Origin of the sequence: Streptomyces mirabilis, from assembly GCF_018310535.1 — a bacterium.
Taxonomy (GTDB): Bacteria; Actinomycetota; Actinomycetes; order Streptomycetales; family Streptomycetaceae; genus Streptomyces.
On the sequence record NZ_CP074102.1, the window covers coordinates 8,847,557 to 8,865,567 of the forward strand.

Sequence of the window (18,011 nt, forward strand, 5' to 3'; positions counted from 1 at the left end):
GGCCTCCTGCTGCTCGGTGACTAGACACCAACGAGCTGTTCAGGAGGCCCTACTTGTATGCACCGACCACCCCGCGACCACCCAATCGGGACTCTCGTTCGACGCGCATCTCTCAAGATCGGAAAGACAACAACTTCTCAGCTTGATCATTAACCTCGCTGCTGTTTCAGGCGGACGTGTTCGGTGAGGGTTTCGATTCGTTTCACGGTCTTTCCAGGCTCGTGACGTGGGGCTGACCTGCGGTTCTTTGAACCGGGTGGGCGTCCGGGTCCGGGCTTGGAGGGTCTGGGCACGTCGGCGGGACGGGCGGTCTTCACGCGGAGGTGGCGGAACCCCCGCCGAACCCGGGCAGGGGTGAGGCGACGAGGTTGCGCCGGCCGCTCCCAGGGCCGACGAAGGTCCTCGGCGAGGGGCCGGGCAAGGCGGAGCTGGGTGTGGGCGGCGATGATCAGCCACGTCCACAGGTCGGCCGTGTGCGGATCGCGGACCTTGGGGACGGTCCAGCCCAGGGTCTGCTTGAACAGTCGGAAGGTATGTTCAAGATCGAATCTGCGAAGGAACGCCTGCCAGCGCAGGTTGACGTCTTCGCCGGTCATGCCGGTGCGTGAGGACCACAGCCATACCGGCTTCGGGTCACGGTCACCGGGCAGGTGCTCAACCTTCAGCCGGATCAACGTGCCGTGGAGCAGAGGGAGTTCACCGCAGTGATCGAGCCAGGGGCCACGGGCCTGTAACCGGGGGTGCATCCGGTCCCAGGCGAGGGCTTCGGCTGTGCCGTAGCGGGTGGTGTCGCACGTGGTGGCCTGGTCAGGGGTGTGCCAGGACTCCGGCTTGGAGAAGGTGAGGACGCCGCCGTGCTTGCGGGGCTGTCCGCCGCGCGGGGTGGAGCGGCGTGGGCCGGCGTCCCGGAGCATGACGCGGTCCGAGCGGAGCCGGCCGACCAGCTCGACGGGCAGGTCGGCCAGGACATAGGCAAGACGGGTGACGTCGTAGCCGGTGTCCATGACGACGAGGATGTCCGCGTCGCCCGGCCGCCACTGCCCGGCGTGCACCAGCCGGGTGACCACCTCGCGCAGCTGGCTGGCGGTCACCGCGGTGGCATCGTCGCACGGCCCCAGCCGGATCGCGTCCAGCACAGCCGTCCAGGACGTGCGTCCCGTCTCCAGCGCGGCAACGAAGGAGTAGGGCCAGCCGGGGATGAACTGATCCGCGCTGCGGCCCCGCCCGTAGACGTGGCAGAACAGCAACTCCGGGCTGGTGGGGGCGTCGGGACGCAGCCAGTTGCTCACGTCCACCGCGAGCACGATCCGCCCGTCGGCGGCACGCGGCAGCGGCGTGGAGGCCAGCAGCCTGCGCAGGCGGCGCGGCTCCAGCCAGCCGTGATTGACCGCGTCGTACATCGCTCCGTGCCCGCGCCGGTGCTCGGCCGTGAGCGTCAACTCGACCAGCGAGGTGACCGGGCCGTCCGAGCACAGCACCGCGTCGGCGAGCTCGAAGAGCGCATCCGCCCGGGTGTAGAGACAGTCGTAGAACTGGACACGAAAGTGGGACAGGACGCCCAACGCGGCGTCGGCGGACTGTTCAGGGGCGAGACTCTTCACCAGCGGCCGTTCCTTCACGCGACGTTGCTCGACACCTCGAAGCGTGAAGAACGGCCGTCCTGCTGTCCCGGGAACGAACCAAGATCAGCGGGTCAGGTGAACGGCCGAGGTTAAACACCAAGCGTACGTCCAGCAGTCCGGGCGTCTTCCCAGTTCAGAAGGGGTGTGAACGATGTAACCGGACGTCAAGCTCAGGATAGCCAGCCGGTGGAAGTCCGGTCCGGGGAGACGCCAGGGTCCCCGGTAGCTGACTCCCGGCGTCGCCCGAAATGGTGGCGTCGAAGTGGAGTGACAAGCGCCTCTCGGGGGCGTGCAACCGACCAGTCCGCAACATGAAGTGAAGCCTGCAGCGTCGTCATTTAACCCCCGCCCGCGGGCGGGCCAAGGAGGAGCCGAGCCTGTGCTTGATTGGCGAAGGCCACGGAAGATGATCTCGGACCTGGAGCGGTCGTCGAAGAACCTCCCGGCGTAAGGGGCGTGGAATGGTCGGAAGGTTGTCCTGGGAACTGGAGAGAGCCTCCTCGGCCCCGGGTATTGCGGCCCGGGAAGCGTGGCCTGCCTATAACCGGCAGAACCGGGAAATGGCGGGTTGTCGAGAGGCAGTCGGAGGGGGTCGTAGTAGTGACGATCGGCGGGACAACACAACCCGCTGGGAGCGAAGGGCCCCTGCTTCATCGACGCGATTCGAAAACAGGGAGGGACCCGGATGAGTGCCGTTACGGCTAGTTCCATCCGCCGGGAGGAAAGCGTCGCAGGACCAGTCCGCCGTCCTCTGGACAAGGTCCGAGCCTTGCAACGGACGCTTTACCGCTGTGCCGAGCAAGAACCCGAACGCCGGTTTCACGCCCTGTATGGCCATGTCCACCGCATGGACGTTCTGAGGCGGGCGTGGGCCGGTGTGTGCGCAAACCGGGGTGCCCCCGGCGTGGACGGTACGACCGTCGACGCGGTGGAATCCTCGGGGGTGGATGCATTCCTCCAAGACCTTTCGCAGAGACTGCGGGCGCATACGTATCGTCCGTCAGTGCTGCGACGGGTCCAGATTCCCAAACCGGGGCGGCCGGGGGAGTTCCGGCCGCTATCGATCCCCACCGTGGCGGACCGCGTGGTGATGACGGCTGCGAAACTGGTCATGGAACCAGTATTCGAGGCCCAGTTCACCGAGGCGAGCTATGGATTCAGGCCGAAGCGGTCCGCGATCGACGCGTGCGAGGCAGTGCGTGTCGCCGCGAACCAGCGGCGGGAGTGGGTGTTCGAGGCCGATATCCGCGACTGCTTCGGCACGATCGACCATGAGGCGCTGATGGCCCAAGTGGCGCGGCGTGTGGTGGACCGGCCGATGCTGAAGCTGATCCGGGCCTGGCTGCGGATGGGAGTCCTGGTGGGCGGGGTGACCTCGCCTACCGGGGCGGGAACCCCTCAGGGCTCACCGATTTCCCCATTGCTGGCAAATATCGCGCTGCACGTTCTCGACGAGGCGTGGCAGAACGAAGGTCGCCGGCTGGGGACGTTGGTGAGGTACTGCGATGATTTCGTAGTCCTGTCGCCGACCAAGCAACGGGCCGAACAGGCCCGTGAATTGGCGGCACGAGTTCTGGAACGGCTCGGGATGCGATTGCATCCTGAGAAGACCGGCATCGTCTGCCTCACCCGAGGCGGGCAGGGCTTCGACTTTCTCGGCTTCCACCACCGGAAGATGGAATCGTGGAAATGGCGGGGCAGGTACTACTTGCAACGCTGGCCCTCGGCCAGGGCGATGCGGGTACTGCGGGACAAAGTCCGTGCGGCGACCGCTCGTTCGAAGACTGAGCGGCCGGTATCCGCCGTGGTCGCCGATCTCAACCCGGTCCTGCGGGGCTGGTCGGCGTACTTCCGTAACGGGAACTCCGGACGGAAGTTCAACGTGGTCGACGGCTATGTCCACGAACGGCTGGCGATCTTTGCCAGCGCGAAACACGGACTTGCGGGCAGGAACTGGACCACCCGATTTACTTATGGGTGGATCACCCGGCTCGGTGTCTACCGCCTTACCGGAAACGTGCACAGGGCAACGGCGCATGCCAGCCGGTGAACGATGTCGGAAAGCCGTGTGCGGGAGAACTGCATGCACGGTTTGAAGCGGCGGGGACTGGAAACGGGGCATCAGCCACCGCGCCAGTCCCCGACCCTACTAAGAAGACCAACAAGCAGAAGACCAACCCCTTCCGTCCGTGTGGCCGCGGCGACGCCGCACGAACGAACGGAAGGACGGACCCCCTGGACGCCGCAGCGTCCCCGCCTCCGGCGGACGAGATGCATCCGGGGATCCGGCTGCTGCTCGAGATCGGAGCGAGCCGTCCTGAACTCCTGCTGACCGGGAAGCCGCTGACCGATCAGGGCCGCGTGGCGACCGTGATGATGGACGCCGGCTGGAGCAGCGAGCAGCTGCGCCACGTCATCACCGGCCGGCCCCTGCCGGACCCGGTGCGCACCTCGGTTGGCGCGATCATCGCCGCTCGGCTCCGCGCCGCGCAGGCTTACCCGCCGCCCGCCACCGCAGCGGACCACCACGATGCCGCCCCGTGGGACGAGCCGTACGCGTCGGCGACAGCCGAGCGGTCATCGATGGGGGCCGCCGCCCGCAGCGTGACCGAGGCCCTGACCTACCGGGCCCTCGTCGAGTGCGCCGGCTGTGGGGTGCCCGCCACCGTCCCCGGCGAAGACCTCTGCCCGGCCTGCCTGGGCTGGCCGCTGTGCCGCACCTGCCCGGGCCCGACGCCCCGTCGGGCCCACCCCGACGGCGACGGCCGCTGCAGGACGTGCGCCTCCGCCTGACCGACCCACTGGAAGGAAGAAGCCCGTGACGGACACGCTCCGCACACCGCCACCGACCGCGGCCGCGCAGTACCGGCGCCCCTTCACCCTCGACCCGGGCCGGTGGGAGGCGGAACGCTCACGTGCCCTGCGAACCGGCCACGTCCGCGACCACACCTGCACGGCCGAGTGCGAACCCGTCCTCGTCTACGAACGCACCCGGTGGGGCTGGCTCGCCTGGACCGTTCCCGGTGACGGCACCCCGCCCGATCACCCCCATCAGATCGGCGTTCTCACCCCCACCGCGAGCCGCATGCAACGCCTGGCCCTGCGCTGGCTGACCAGACACCCCGCCCAGCGCCTCACCCTGGCCCCCACCATCCCCGGGTCCCTCCGGCTCTCCGCCGTCGCCGTCGGCGTCATCAGCGTGCTCGCAGGCCTGTTCGCGATGGGCCACGGCGTTCCCGTCGAGGCCGTGCTGCCGGGAATGGTGCTCGCTCCGATACTCGCCGAGCACCTGCCGGGCCAGCTGGACGCCCGGGCCCGCGAACACGTCCGCAACGTCGAAGGCGACGGCTCCTGCCGCTACCTGCAGCGCCTCGCCGCCCTGCACACCTCCCTCGTCCAGGCCGCCGCCGGCAGCGACCGCTACGAGCTGCGCCGCGCGGCCGAGATCGGCCAGCACCTGCTGTGGGACGCCGCCGACCTGCTCCAGACCCAGGACACCCGCTCAGCCTCGGCCGACCTCATCGCCCGCGAACGGCTGCTGGTCCAGCTCGCAGACCAGGCCGCCCAGAGCCTGAAGCGCACCCACACCCAGGACGGGCCAGCCGACGCGGACCAGCCCGGCTGGCACGAGCGGCCGTTGGGCCCATACCCGCCCGGTTTCGAACAGACGGCACGGCCAGCATCCCGACGCACACCCGGCTCGTCACCACTGAAGGGATTCCACCCCAAGCCCCAGACTCAGCCCGATCACGCCGGCCACGCTGCGGACGTCTACCTGCTCTTCGCGCACGAGCCGTACTACCCCGGCCCCGGCGCCCAGGAGATCAACACCACCCTGGTGGCTGCTGCCTCTCTGCTCCACCCCCGGGTACGGCAGCCCGACGGGGCCCAGATCCACGACCGCCTCACCCAAGCACGCCATCCGGGAGAGATCGTCCCGCTGGCCACCCTCACTCACGAACTGGGTGGCGGCGCCGACTGGCCGACGGTCGGCGACTGGGAGAGCGTCACCACCGACCTGCTGCAGCTCGTCCGCGACGGGGAGTGCGACGCCCTCAGCCTCGGCCTGCCCGAGATCGGACGTGCCCTCATCTGCACCGGACCTCACAGCCACGTGCGCGCCTTCGACGCCGCGGCTGACGAGTTCATCGCCTACGGACCGGCGGAGCGTGCCGCCGTCCTGGCCGAGGTCGATCAGTTCCTCGCCTGCCTGGTGGCCGAGCAAGAGTTCTGGCCCGGCGACGGCCTGCTGCCCTCGCCCACCCGCCCCGCATGACTCCACCAACCCAGTTGTGGCTAGAGCACATCGACTGTCGGTCACAGACGGTGTCCCAGACAAGACTGGGGCGCCGTGCCGCTGGGCGGACTCCGTCCGGTTACCGCGTGCGAGTTCGCCCAGCCGCAAGTGCGGGTGCCGCCACCGGGGCCGTCGCGGAAGGTGTTGCCGAGCAATGTCTGCAGCTCTGTCTGCCGGCGTCGATGCCGAGGAGCTTCGCCACCCCGGCGACCTGTCGGCCGGAGGCGCAGCTGCCCGGCGATCGTCATCCGGGGATCACGTCTAGGCTTTCCGGGCCAGTCCGGCGGCGATGAGGTGTTCCCAGACCGTGAGCTCTCGTCTTTCGCCGCTGTTCCACGGGTTGTCGCTCTCGTCGGGACGCCACAGGGACGCGGGGACGATCCCGGGGTCGAGGATCTCCAGGCCGTCCAGCAGGGAGGCGATCTCCGCGTCGGTGCGCCACCGGCCGCGGCCGAACGTCTGCTGGAGGACCTTCTCGGCCTCCGCGGTCTCCGGGTTGTTGCCGGAGCGGAAGTGGCTGATGAAGAAGTAACTTCCGGAGGGGACGTGGTCTCGCCAGTAGCGGACGATGCCGGCCGGGTCCTCGTCATCGTTGACGTGGTGGAGGATGGCGCTGAGGATGACGGCGACGGGACGAGTGAAGTCGATGATTTCCAGGGTGTCGGGGTGAGTGTGGATGCCTTCGGGGTTGCGCACATCGACCGCGACGACGCGGGTCCGGTCGTTGTTCTCCAGCAGTGCGCGGCCGTGGACCAGCACTTGGGGGTCGATGTCGACGTAGACGACTCGGGACTCGGGGGCGTGCCGTTGCGCGACCTGGTGGACGTTGTCCGCGGTCGGCAGGCCACTGCCCAGGTCGATGAACTGCCGAATGCCGGTGGTCTTCGCGATCTCCCTGACCGCCCGGGTCAGGGCTGCGCGGTTGGCGAAGGCGATGGCCACCGAACCGGGCAGGTCGCGCTTGAACACGTCGCCGATCTCACGGTCCACGGCGTAGTTGTCCTTGCCGCCGAGCAGGTAGTCGTAGACGCGGGCGATGCTGGGCTTGGCCGGGTCGATGGAGGAGCCTTCGTACGTCATGGCTGCCATTCTTTCCCGCAACGTCGCCTGCGGACCCTCGTTTTGGGATCCTCCGGCCGGGCGGGGGCGGCGCGAGGGCATGGATGCCTGGGCTCGGTGTCAAACGCCTCGATTGGATGACAGGGCGACTGGCTTCACTGTCCAAGGACAGCATCTGTCGGGGGTTCCCGGGCTGCTCGTAGGTGAACTCGTGTGGATTGAAGCAATAGTTGGCGCTTTGCAGCCATACCGTCGCCGCTGTGGCCCAGCGATGTCCTGGTATCTCCATGCAGCGGTCAGGCGTCAACTTGACCCGGCCGTAAACGAGCGGGCTTGGAGGTAGGGCACCACTGGCTGTGGTGTGGCCTCCTCCGTCCAGACACCTAGAAAGGTGCTGGGACGCGTGACTCACGCCCCGCAATCCACACAGACTTACCGCGAGTGGCGATGCTGTGGGAAGCATTCCGGTCGGCGTGGGCAACGACCCCGCACTTCCGGCAAATGAAGAGGGCCTGGTCGACCCGGTTCTTCTTCTCGATGTGATGGCACTCGGCGCATTCCTGGCTGGTGTACGCCGGATCGACGTACACCAGCGGGACGCCTGCCCGGCGTGCCTTGTACTCAACGAACTTCCCGAGCTGGTGGAAGGCCCAGGAGTGGAGCGTGACCCGTTGGGGCTTGCGGAGCCGTACCCTCTGCCGGATTCCGCCCAGATCTTCCAGGGCGATGCCGGACGAGGTGCGTTCAGCCTCGGCCACGATCTGTTTCGCGATGATGTGGTTGACGTGTCCGGCGTGCCGCGCTTCCTTGCGGCGCCGGTTCTTGAGCCGTCGCCGGGCGGACTTGGTGCCCTTGGCCTGCAACTTCTTCCGCAGGTCGAGCTGCCGCTTACGGTGCCGGTTCAGGCCGCGACCGGCCGCCCGGTATCCGGTGGACGTGGTGGCGATGTTGGCGATGCCGAGGTCCACGCCGATGAACTGGCCGGGCTCGTACTGCTCGGCCTCGGGAACTTCGCACACGGCGATCAGGTAGAAGACGCCGTCACGTTCGGTCAGGTCCGATTCGCCCTTGCGGTACTCCCGTAAAGTTTTCAGCGCGTCCGGGGAACAGACGAAGCGGACGTTCTTGAGTCGTCCGGCGGTGGTCCAGATGGAGACGGTCTGCGCGTCGTACTGCCAGGACAAGCACCGGTCGTCAAACGGATGCGCGGCCTCAGGGCGGAAGGCGACCGGCTTGGACTCGGCCTTCTTCCGGCGCTTCGAGCCGGGCTTGCCGAGGTTCCCCGCCCGCAGGTTCGCCCGCAGCGTGGTGTAGGCGTCCACGATCTTGATCGTGTGCTGCGCGGCCTGCGCTCCGAGACCGGCCGCTTTCAGCTCGGCGTAGGTGTGCTTGCGCAGCTCGTACTCGCGCGGCACACCATGGGCGAAAGCCACCCCGGACACCCAGTTGGCCCGGTCATTGACCGTGTGCAAGGTCGCGCCGACAGCGGATGCCTGCGCGGCATCCGGCACCAGTTTGACACAGTTGATCTATGTCACCACGCTGGGAACCAAACCCCAATATCCGCAGGGGCCGCACGGTCGTCTACACCCTCCACGCCCACTTGGTCTTCACTCCGAAGTACCGGCGCGGGCCGTTCACCGACGAGATCCTGCGACGCTGCGAGGAAGTCAACCGAGCCGTCTGCGCCGACTTCGAAACCGAACTGGTCGAGTTCAACGGCGAGAAGGATCACGTCCACCTCCTCGTGCACTACCCGCCCAAGGTCTCGGTCTCCAAGCTGGTCGGTTCCCTCAAAGGCGTCTCCGCCCGCAGACTCCGCCAGGAGTACCCCGACCACATCCACAAGTACCTGTGGGGCGCGCACTTCTGGTCACCCTCGTACTTCGCGGCGAGCTGCGGCGGCGCCCCGCTGAGCATCATCAAGGAGTGCATCGAGAACCAGAAGCGCCCGCAGTAGACAGCTGAGGCCAAAACAGTGCAGACCCATGCACGCGCGCGGGCCAGAGCAGTCCAGAGAAGCGCTTCCTCCCGGGCGTGAACGCCCGGGGTTTCGCGCTAGATCATGCTGAACTGCCTCACCCAGCTCCTTGCCTGGGTGTCGACTGCGTCCATGTGTGGACCACGCGCTGTCGAGCAGTGAGATGTGGGTCACCTCCGGGGGCGTCGATGTCACACTCCGGGGCTCGCCTCCCTCTCAGGGGGAAACCGTAGCGACTGCGGCAGGAGGCACTCATGAGCTCCGACACCCGGCCTGGCGCACTGTGGAAGTCCGGGCCAGACGGCATGGATGGCGACACGCTCCCCGGCGTCCTGGTCAACGGCAGCCTCGCTCCGACGCGGCGCTACGGGATTGTCCGAAGTGGCAGCAGGGGGCTGCCAGACAAAGCCGCGGCCGGAAAGCTCGATGCCCGACAGCACCTCGACCGGCCCCGCCCAGCCCGAGGCACACGCCACGGGGGACCTTTAGGCCCGACGGGCCGACGAGAAGGGAAAGATCATGACCAGGTATCGGAAGACGGAGCGGGCACTGACCGCCGGCGCGGCTCTGCTGGGCGCACTGGCGCTTTCGGGGCCGGCGCAGGCCGCCGACCGCACCTCCATCGTCGCCTACGGCGCTTATACCCGCGCGAAGGCCGTGTCCTACGGTGCGAACGGCGCCGTCAGGGTCTGCGACGCCTATCCGTCGGACGGCTACGGGGTCGCCGTCCGCTACTACCGCAGGGTCGGAAACCTTCAGACGCTGTCGAACTTCAAGGGCAAGTGCAGCGAAACCACCGACATCCAGAGCAATCCGATCATTCTCTTCACGGCGTGCGTGGTCATTGACAGCGTCGACTACTGCGCCTCCCCGTACCAGGACACCGGCAGGTAGCCCGCGCGCTCCCACGGGGTGCCGCACTGGCGTGACCACTCCGGACAGCAGCCGTGCATTCAGGCGGGCGCCGGCCCCGTACGGCGCCCGCCGCCGCCACGGGGCGGGCGCCCGCCGGTCAGTCGACCGGCTGCTCGGCGGTGCGCAGCCCCGCCGTCCACGCTGCCCGGTGTCTGCGGTGGCTGTGCCCGGTGCCTAGAGATCTCCCCGCCCCATGAACCACGATCATTCATCGCTCAAGATCCACTTTCGATACGCGGCCTAGCTTGATCTTTAACGTCCGGAGTCGAATGGTGCGTCGAACTTGATCGCTCGGTCCGGTAACTGCCGTACGCGGAAGCGGCCTTCGGCTGAACATGTGCTCCGACCAAGGAACACACACGTCCAGCACGAAGGCCGTGAGGATGAGTCTGCTGCATCACGCTGTCCGGCGAGAGCCGTTGGCGCAACTGTCATGCTTCCGGGGCGAGTTCTACTCCTGTCTGACCGCTCGTTCGGACGCGTTGTTCGAGCTGGCTGATGCCGTTCTGTGCGGTGACGGGCCGGTGAGGTCGCTGGCCGAGCTGTCGCTGGTGGGTGAACACCGCCGCGGCCATGGCGGGCTCTACGCCGCCCTGGCCCGTGGACGCATCGACGCCGGCCGGCTGCGGCGGGCACTGGCCGAAGTGCCACTGCCGCGGGCTGCCGACGGCCGGCTGGTCCTGGCCGTCGACGTCACCTGCTGGCTGCGGCCCGATGCCCACACCTCACCACAGCGGATCCTGTGCCACACCTACGGCCGGGGCAAGGACCAGCACATCCCCGTCCCCGGCTGGCCCTACTCGATCATCTGCGCACTCGAGCCAGGCCGCAGCTCATGGACCGCACCCCTGGACGCGCTGCGCCTGGCGCCCGGCGACGACACCGCCACCGTCACCGCCCGGCAGCTGCGCGATCTGCTTCAGCGACTGATCGCAGCGGGGCAGTGGCAGACGGGCGACCCGGACATCCTCATCGTCGCGGACGCCGGATACGACGCACCCCGCCTCGGCTTCCTCCTGAGGGACCTGCCCGTGCAGGTGCTGGCCCGGATGCGTTCGGACCGCGTCCTGCGCAGAGCTGTCCCGCCCCGGCTGCCGCACACCCAGGGCCGGCCTCCCCGGCACGGCAGCGAGTTCGTCTTCGGACAGCCCGACACCTGGGACACCCCGGACACCGAAACCGTCACCGACACACGCCTCTACGGCACCGCCACCGCTCGTTCCTGGAACCGGCTCCACCCCAAACTGACCCACCGCTCCTCCTGGGCCGCAGCCGACGGCACCCTCCCGATCGTCGAGGGGACCGTGATCCGCCTGGACATCGACCACCTGCCCAGCGGAGCAACCCCCAAGCCCGTCTGGCTGTGGTGGTCCGGCACCGACGCCACCCCGGCAGACGCAGACCGCCTCTGGCAGGCCTACCTGCGGCGCTTCGACATCGAGCACACCTTCCGCCTCTTCAAACAGACCCTCGGCTGGACCTCCCCGAAGATCCGCACCCCCGAGGCAGCCGACCGATGGACCTGGCTGATCCTCGCCGCCTACACACAACTCCGTCTCGCCCGCCCACTCGCAGCCGACCTACGACGCCCCTGGGAGAAACCCAGTTCCCCGGACAGACTCACTCCTGCCCGCGTCCGCCGCGACTTCCGGCACATCCGCCCACAAGCCGCCTGCCCGGCCCAAGCACCGAAACCCTCCCGACCCGGCCCCGGACGACCACCAGGCCGAAAGAACACCCGACCCACACCCCGCCACGACGTGCACACACCCCGCAAAACACAGCCGCCGAAGCAGAGAACGAAGAAGTCAACCACCCCACGACCCCGCCGCACAGGTTAAAGATCAAGCGTACGTCCAGCAGTCCGGGCGTCTTCCCAGTTCAGAAGGGGTGTGAACGATGTAACCGGACGTCAAGCTCAGGATAGCCAGCCGGTGGAAGTCCGGTCCGGGGAGACGCCAGGGTCCCCGGTAGCTGACTCCCGGCGTCGCCCGAAATGGTGGCGTCGAAGTGGAGTGACAAGCGCCTCTCGGGGGCGTGCAACCGACCAGTCCGCAACATGAAGTGAAGCCTGCAGCGTCGTCATTTAACCCCCGCCCGCGGGCGGGCCAAGGAGGAGCCGAGCCTGTGCTTGATTGGCGAAGGCCACGGAAGATGATCTCGGACCTGGAGCGGTCGTCGAAGAACCTCCCGGCGTAAGGGGCGTGGAATGGTCGGAAGGTTGTCCTGGGAACTGGAGAGAGCCTCCTCGGCCCCGGGTATTGCGGCCCGGGAAGCGTGGCCTGCCTATAACCGGCAGAACCGGGAAATGGCGGGTTGTCGAGAGGCAGTCGGAGGGGGTCGTAGTAGTGACGATCGGCGGGACAACACAACCCGCTGGGAGCGAAGGGCCCCTGCTTCATCGACGCGATTCGAAAACAGGGAGGGACCCGGATGAGTGCCGTTACGGCTAGTTCCATCCGCCGGGAGGAAAGCGTCGCAGGACCAGTCCGCCGTCCTCTGGACAAGGTCCGAGCCTTGCAACGGACGCTTTACCGCTGTGCCGAGCAAGAACCCGAACGCCGGTTTCACGCCCTGTATGGCCATGTCCACCGCATGGACGTTCTGAGGCGGGCGTGGGCCGGTGTGTGCGCAAACCGGGGTGCCCCCGGCGTGGACGGTACGACCGTCGACGCGGTGGAATCCTCGGGGGTGGATGCATTCCTCCAAGACCTTTCGCAGAGACTGCGGGCGCATACGTATCGTCCGTCAGTGCTGCGACGGGTCCAGATTCCCAAACCGGGGCGGCCGGGGGAGTTCCGGCCGCTATCGATCCCCACCGTGGCGGACCGCGTGGTGATGACGGCTGCGAAACTGGTCATGGAACCAGTATTCGAGGCCCAGTTCACCGAGGCGAGCTATGGATTCAGGCCGAAGCGGTCCGCGATCGACGCGTGCGAGGCAGTGCGTGTCGCCGCGAACCAGCGGCGGGAGTGGGTGTTCGAGGCCGATATCCGCGACTGCTTCGGCACGATCGACCATGAGGCGCTGATGGCCCAAGTGGCGCGGCGTGTGGTGGACCGGCCGATGCTGAAGCTGATCCGGGCCTGGCTGCGGATGGGAGTCCTGGTGGGCGGGGTGACCTCGCCTACCGGGGCGGGAACCCCTCAGGGCTCACCGATTTCCCCATTGCTGGCAAATATCGCGCTGCACGTTCTCGACGAGGCGTGGCAGAACGAAGGTCGCCGGCTGGGGACGTTGGTGAGGTACTGCGATGATTTCGTAGTCCTGTCGCCGACCAAGCAACGGGCCGAACAGGCCCGTGAATTGGCGGCACGAGTTCTGGAACGGCTCGGGATGCGATTGCATCCTGAGAAGACCGGCATCGTCTGCCTCACCCGAGGCGGGCAGGGCTTCGACTTTCTCGGCTTCCACCACCGGAAGATGGAATCGTGGAAATGGCGGGGCAGGTACTACTTGCAACGCTGGCCCTCGGCCAGGGCGATGCGGGTACTGCGGGACAAAGTCCGTGCGGCGACCGCTCGTTCGAAGACTGAGCGGCCGGTATCCGCCGTGGTCGCCGATCTCAACCCGGTCCTGCGGGGCTGGTCGGCGTACTTCCGTAACGGGAACTCCGGACGGAAGTTCAACGTGGTCGACGGCTATGTCCACGAACGGCTGGCGATCTTTGCCAGCGCGAAACACGGACTTGCGGGCAGGAACTGGACCACCCGATTTACTTATGGGTGGATCACCCGGCTCGGTGTCTACCGCCTTACCGGAAACGTGCACAGGGCAACGGCGCATGCCAGCCGGTGAACGATGTCGGAAAGCCGTGTGCGGGAGAACTGCATGCACGGTTTGAAGCGGCGGGGACTGGAAACGGGGCATCAGCCACCGCGCCAGTCCCCGACCCTACTAGTACTCCAGCAGGATTTCGCTGTCTGACCTGGTCTTTCGCCGGGTGGCGGGAGTGTAGCGGGACTCTGAAGGTGCAGGGGCGGTCTCACGGAGACCGCCCCTCGAACGTGCGACAACGCCGCAGGTAGTGACAGCGGCGGGCGACTGCTTGGCGTCGGCGGCGCCAGTTCGACCAGCTCAGCGCGTGGTGTCGTCTTCGGTGTCCGCGCAGGTGCGGGGGCAGGGGACGACAAGCTGCCAGGAGTCGCCGAACCTCCGCCACTGTGAGCGCGACGGCCCCGGTCGTCTCACTGGTTGCACCCCCTTTTCCCCGGCCTGGTGTGCTGTGGCGGCCAGGAAGGCGTGCGCGAGCATGGCCAGGGTGACGTGCCGATACCAGCCCACGTAGCGGCGGACCTCGTACTGGTCCAGGCCGCACTCGTTCTTCGCGGTCTGGAAACACTCCTCGATCGCCCAGCGTGCCCCGGCGACGCACACCAACTCCTGGACCGTGGTCTCCAGGGGCGCGTAGGCGAGGTAGTAGGCGATCTCGTCGGGCTTGCTGATGCTGCGCCGGGCCAGCGCCCATCGCATCCGGTGAGGGACCTCGCCCTGGTAGTCGAATTCGGCGACGGCCGGCAGCCGCACCGCCGCCCAATGATAGACGCGGGGTCCCTTCGCGCCGTCGCCGCATGAGACCTTCTCCCACGCCTCGTCGGGGGCCTGCGCGAACAGACCCTCGATCCGGGAACACCCCACGCTGAACTGGGACTTGGGAACGGCCAGCACGTAGCCGGTGCCCGACTGTTCCAACAGTCGGCGGAAGCGGTTGTCCTGCCCGTAGGCGGAATCCGCAGTGACCCATGCGATGGGCAGCGGCGAGGCGAGGGCCCGCAGCACCATGTGTCGGGCCAGTTCGCCCTTGGTGGCGAACTCCCGCTCGTCAGGGACCTTTGCGGTGCGGCAGCGTTCTCGGTCCTCGGTCCAGGACTTCGGGAGATACAGGTCGCGATCGACCAGGGCGCGGCCGCGGGCAGTGGCGTAGGCGGCGAAGACGCCGATCTGGCAGTTCTCGGTGCGGCCGGGGGCCCGTATTTCAATAACTGTCAGCGACGGGTTTCCGCGGGGGTTGTTCGGGCGTGTAGCTGTTCCAATGTGCGGGCGGGCGATCCGGGTATCGGCGTGACGAGGATCCGGTGCAGGTCCAGGAGCCGTTTTGCGTCCTGGTACTGGATGGACAGGTTGGTGCGGTTGACGCCCAGTAGTTGGGCCAGGAAGGTCATGGTCACCGCTCTGCGGCGGCGCAGGATGGCTGCCAGGAGCCGGTGGGTGTGGTCCACACTGCTGGTCTGTGGGTGGCGGTAGCTGCGCGGGCGGTGGAAGCGTCGCTGGAATGCTGCCTCGGCCATGGCGTCCCAGAATGGCTCCGAGACCGCCACTAAATGCTCGAAGGCGGTTCGTGACATGCCGGTCAGGGCCGGATCGGTGAGCATCGCGGTCAGGGCCGGGTCGGTCCGGTGTGTCGTTGTCGGCGCGTCTGGCGCTCGCGGTGGAACGGGAGACAGTGTGTAGTTCCAGTCGCCGTGGAAGGTGTTGGGTGTGATCGGAAGGGTGTGGAACTCGGCGGGTGTGACGCTGATGCCGAGGTCGTAGTTGCCTGTGTCCAGTTCGGCCCCGATGGTCAGGCCGGTCTTGGTTGTTGTGGCGGCGATGGTCTCGAGGACGACCTGGTAGCTGGTCAGCGGCCGCCCCCGCCAGTTCGCGGTGATGTGACAGAACATCCGGTGCTCTATCTTGTTCCACTTCGAAGTCCCCGGCCAATGCCGTTGCTTGACTACTGGACTATCGCGGTGTGCAGCGTGATGGCCTTGGCTGTGATCCGCCGTGTCGGTTGCCGGTCCCGGGTGTTGATCCGGTAGGAGAGCTTCGAGGAGTACTTCGAGTCCGGCCGTTTGAGGTGCCGGTCCGCCTCGCGCAGGCGCCTGGCGCCGTTGTCGAGCTTCCGGCGCACCTTCGCCGCCAGCACAGCCAGGAACTTCTTGATCTTCTTGGGCGTATCCGCGCACTGCCGGACCACGCTGCGCCGCGTGTGCTTGAGGACCTTGACGAACGAGACCCGGTCCGGGTTGATGCCGTTGTCGTCGGCCAGACACATGATGACCCGCGTGAGGCAGTGGTGCACGACCAGGTGCGCCCAGACCTCCTGCCGCACCAGATCCGGGTCTCCCGAGCGCAGGACCTCGACCGGCCCGCGCTGGAACGTCTTGATCTGCCGGAACGCCGACTCCGCCTCCCACCTCGCATGGTAAAGCGCTGCCAACTCCGCCGCCGGATACGCAACCGGGTCCAACAGATCGGTCAACAGCCTGACCACTTCGCCGCCGTCGACGCGGTACTCGATCACCCGGACCAGCACCCCGCCAGGATGCGCGCCCTTCTGCCCGCCCAGGTTCATCCTCCCCAGGTAGGTCCCGTCGGGCAGATACTCAACCGGCCGGTGCGCCACCGGCGAGCGAGCCCGGATCAGCAGATGGGCCCCGAATCCGAGATAGGCCTTCCATAACTCGACCCCAGGGAAGCCCCGGTCCATGATGACGAGCATCTTGCTCGCCGAGGTCGCCAGAGTGATCGCCAACTCCCGCTCACCGCCGCTGAATCCGCCCACCGCCGCGTCGATCTGCGCGTGCGTGCCACACTCGGTCAGTGTCACCACCCGCACTTGAGGGAACCCCGCCGGCTGGCCGTTCTTGACCGGCCCACCGAACGCGGCCCGGTTGGCCGGTGTGTCCGGCGCGTCCAGCACGAACCCGTCCACCGCGGCCAGCCGCATCCCGCGGTAGAAGGAGCCCTCCAGGCCGACCGGGGCCAACGGGTCGGCCAGCTCGCGGAAGACAGCCTCCAGGACCAGCGGTCCCAGACGCCTGCGCGCCCGCGTGAACGAGGACTTGTTCGGGATGCTCCCGCTCAACTCCCGAATACAGCCCACCAGTTGCTCCGCCACATCGTCATAGGAGTCCTGCTGGAACAGCGCCAGGGCAAGCGTGAAGTAGACCATGAACCCGGCCGGCAGCGCGCCGGGCTTCTTGTCCCGGACCCGGCACTTCTCCAGCACCTCGCCGACCAGTTCCGGAGTCACCCACCGGGTCACCACCCCCAGTCGCACATGATCGGACAACCCCACCCAAGGATGCATGCCGGGCCCAACGACCGCGCTCCTCCGGCGTCACCACGAATTGCTTGACGAGTTCAAGCAACGGCATTGAGTCCCCGGCGGTAGGTGACAGACCGTGATCTCCAGGCCGCTCTCTCGTGCGAAGGCGGCCAGGTTGCTTTTCCAGGTCCAGCGCCGGGGGTCGTTGGAGCCGCCGGAGTCGGCGGTGATCAGGAGCCTGCCGGCATTCGGGTGGTCCGCCTGTCCGCGGTGCTGCCACCAGCGTCGGATGGACTCCACCGCGAACTGGGCGGTGTCGTGGTCGGTGCCGACGTTGACCCATCCGGTGTTGTTGGCGATGTCGTAGATCCCGTAGGGGATCGCCATGGGCTGGTCGTTGGTGGTGAACGTGTGGCAGTCCACCTTGATCGCGTTCTTGCCCGGCCGCCAGGTGCGACCGGGCCGGTCCCGGTTGCCGAGCCATTCCTTGGCCTTGGTGTCGACGCTGATCACCGGCTGGGCGTCGTTGAGGAACTCGGCGGCGGTGGCATTGAGGTGGGTGAACTGGGCATCGCGGTCCGGATGCCTGATGCCCTCCGTCGTCTTCGCGGTTCCCTGCAGGCTGTAGCCCAGGGTATGCAGCAGGTGTCCGACGGTTGAAGCGCTGACCGGGTGGCCCTGTGCGGTGAGGGCCGAGGCCAGGGCCCGTAACGACAGCGTGGTCCACCGCAACGGGGAGACGGCGTCGCCTCGGGTGTGCGGCTCGATCAGCGACTCCAGCGCGGGCAGCAGACCAGGGTCGGTGACTGTCAGCCGCTTGCGGCCCGCACCTGGAGCCCGGACCCGCAGGGTCGGTGAGGAGTAACCGGCCAACTCGGCAATACCTCGCGCGATGGTTGCAGTGCTGGTGCCGGAGGCGGCGGCGACCCGGACGATCCCGCCGCGGCCGAGGGCCGTCGCCTCACTGGCCAGGTACAACCGACGGCGGCGCTCATCGAAGTGCGGCAGGATCTGATCGAACTTGGCCCGCAGAGCACGAGCGGCAACGCGGCCTGAGCTTGGTGTTTAACCTCGGCCGTTCACCTGACCCGCTGATCTTGGTTCGTT

Annotated in this window: 11 protein-coding genes and 3 pseudogenes; 7 read left to right on the forward strand and 7 right to left on the reverse strand. The window is 67.5% G+C overall.

Annotation, left to right across the window (positions count from 1 at the left end; all coding sequences use genetic code 11):
• Nucleotides 1–149 precede the first annotated feature (149 nt).
• Nucleotides 150–1,601, reverse strand: a complete 1,452-nt coding sequence (locus SMIR_RS39470) for an NF041680 family putative transposase (protein WP_168486688.1) — start codon at nt 1,599–1,601, stop codon at nt 150–152.
• 868 nt (nt 1,602–2,469) lie between these two features.
• On the opposite strand from SMIR_RS39470, the gene ltrA (SMIR_RS39475) reads away from it, so the two are divergent.
• The 3 genes from ltrA (SMIR_RS39475) to SMIR_RS43995 all read left to right on the forward strand — a co-directional run bounded on the left by ltrA (SMIR_RS39475) (nt 2,470) and on the right by SMIR_RS43995 (nt 5,898).
• Entirely contained in the window at nt 2,470–3,672 is a 1,203-nt protein-coding gene (gene ltrA / locus SMIR_RS39475; protein WP_249938636.1) for a group II intron reverse transcriptase/maturase, read from the forward strand.
• Nucleotides 3,673–3,893: 221 nt separating this feature from the next.
• A complete protein-coding gene (locus tag SMIR_RS39480; protein WP_249938571.1) occupies nt 3,894–4,415 on the forward strand; it encodes a hypothetical protein in 522 nt (173 codons plus the stop codon).
• Between the two features lie 25 nt (nt 4,416–4,440).
• Complete coding sequence (locus SMIR_RS43995; RefSeq protein WP_249938572.1) at nt 4,441–5,898, forward strand: hypothetical protein; 1,458 nt, start codon at nt 4,441–4,443, stop codon at nt 5,896–5,898.
• Between the two features lie 282 nt (nt 5,899–6,180).
• Here SMIR_RS43995 and SMIR_RS39490 read toward each other — a convergent pair whose 3' ends face one another.
• Together SMIR_RS39490 and SMIR_RS39495 are read right to left on the reverse strand one after the other, a co-directional pair.
• On the reverse strand, nt 6,181–7,008 hold the full coding sequence (locus SMIR_RS39490) for an SAM-dependent methyltransferase (protein WP_212728154.1): 828 nt from the start codon (nt 7,006–7,008) through the stop codon (nt 6,181–6,183).
• 353 nt (nt 7,009–7,361) lie between these two features.
• Nucleotides 7,362–8,507 (reverse strand): RNA-guided endonuclease InsQ/TnpB family protein, encoded by a 1,146-nt coding sequence (locus tag SMIR_RS39495; protein ID WP_212728489.1) that lies wholly within the window; start codon nt 8,505–8,507, stop codon nt 7,362–7,364.
• A 2-nt stretch (nt 8,508–8,509) separates the two neighbouring features.
• On the opposite strand from SMIR_RS39495, the gene tnpA reads away from it, so the two are divergent.
• From tnpA to ltrA (SMIR_RS39515), 4 genes are all read left to right on the forward strand, one after another.
• Nucleotides 8,510–8,938, forward strand: a complete 429-nt coding sequence (gene tnpA, locus SMIR_RS39500) for an IS200/IS605 family transposase (RefSeq protein ID WP_212728155.1) — start codon at nt 8,510–8,512, stop codon at nt 8,936–8,938.
• A gap of 540 nt (nt 8,939–9,478) precedes the next feature.
• Nucleotides 9,479–9,853 carry a hypothetical protein gene (locus tag SMIR_RS39505; protein WP_212728156.1) on the forward strand — a complete coding sequence of 125 codons (375 nt, stop codon included), beginning with the start codon at nt 9,479–9,481 and terminating at the stop codon, nt 9,851–9,853.
• Between the two features lie 404 nt (nt 9,854–10,257).
• The gene (locus tag SMIR_RS39510) at nt 10,258–11,715 is read left to right on the forward strand and encodes an NF041680 family putative transposase (protein ID WP_168489884.1); all 1,458 of its coding nucleotides are present in this window, start codon (nt 10,258–10,260) and stop codon (nt 11,713–11,715) included.
• Between the two features lie 754 nt (nt 11,716–12,469).
• Nucleotides 12,470–13,672 (forward strand): group II intron reverse transcriptase/maturase, encoded by a 1,203-nt coding sequence (gene ltrA, locus SMIR_RS39515; RefSeq protein ID WP_249938636.1) that lies wholly within the window; start codon nt 12,470–12,472, stop codon nt 13,670–13,672.
• A gap of 279 nt (nt 13,673–13,951) precedes the next feature.
• Here ltrA (SMIR_RS39515) and SMIR_RS39520 read toward each other — a convergent pair.
• The 4 genes and pseudogenes from SMIR_RS39520 to SMIR_RS39535 all read right to left on the reverse strand — a co-directional run.
• Nucleotides 13,952–14,836: pseudogene (locus SMIR_RS39520) on the reverse strand (IS701 family transposase); the annotation flags it as partial.
• Between the two features lie 3 nt (nt 14,837–14,839).
• Nucleotides 14,840–15,570 (reverse strand): annotated as a pseudogene (locus SMIR_RS39525) (ISAzo13-like element transposase-related protein); the annotation flags it as partial.
• A 17-nt stretch (nt 15,571–15,587) separates the two neighbouring features.
• Entirely contained in the window at nt 15,588–16,946 is a 1,359-nt protein-coding gene (locus SMIR_RS39530) for an IS4 family transposase (protein ID WP_282190263.1), read from the reverse strand.
• 69 nt (nt 16,947–17,015) lie between these two features.
• A pseudogene (locus SMIR_RS39535) lies at nt 17,016–17,936 on the reverse strand (ISAzo13 family transposase); the annotation flags it as partial.
• Nucleotides 17,937–18,011 lie beyond the last annotated feature (75 nt).

Coding starts and splice junctions, on each gene's coding strand:
- ltrA (WP_249938636.1), top strand. CDS start 2,470: ATGGACGTTCTGAGGCGGGCGTGGGCCGGTGTGTGCGCAAACCGGGGT.
- SMIR_RS39480 (WP_249938571.1), top strand. CDS start 3,894: ATGCATCCGGGGATCCGGCTGCTGCTCGAGATCGGAGCGAGCCGTCCT.
- SMIR_RS39490 (WP_212728154.1), bottom strand. CDS start 7,008: ATGGCAGCCATGACGTACGAAGGCTCCTCCATCGACCCGGCCAAGCCC.
- tnpA (WP_212728155.1), top strand. CDS start 8,510: ATGTCACCACGCTGGGAACCAAACCCCAATATCCGCAGGGGCCGCACG.
- SMIR_RS39505 (WP_212728156.1), top strand. CDS start 9,479: ATGACCAGGTATCGGAAGACGGAGCGGGCACTGACCGCCGGCGCGGCT.
- SMIR_RS39510 (WP_168489884.1), top strand. CDS start 10,258: ATGAGTCTGCTGCATCACGCTGTCCGGCGAGAGCCGTTGGCGCAACTG.
- ltrA (WP_249938636.1), top strand. CDS start 12,470: ATGGACGTTCTGAGGCGGGCGTGGGCCGGTGTGTGCGCAAACCGGGGT.
- SMIR_RS39530 (WP_282190263.1), bottom strand. CDS start 16,946: ATGCATCCTTGGGTGGGGTTGTCCGATCATGTGCGACTGGGGGTGGTG.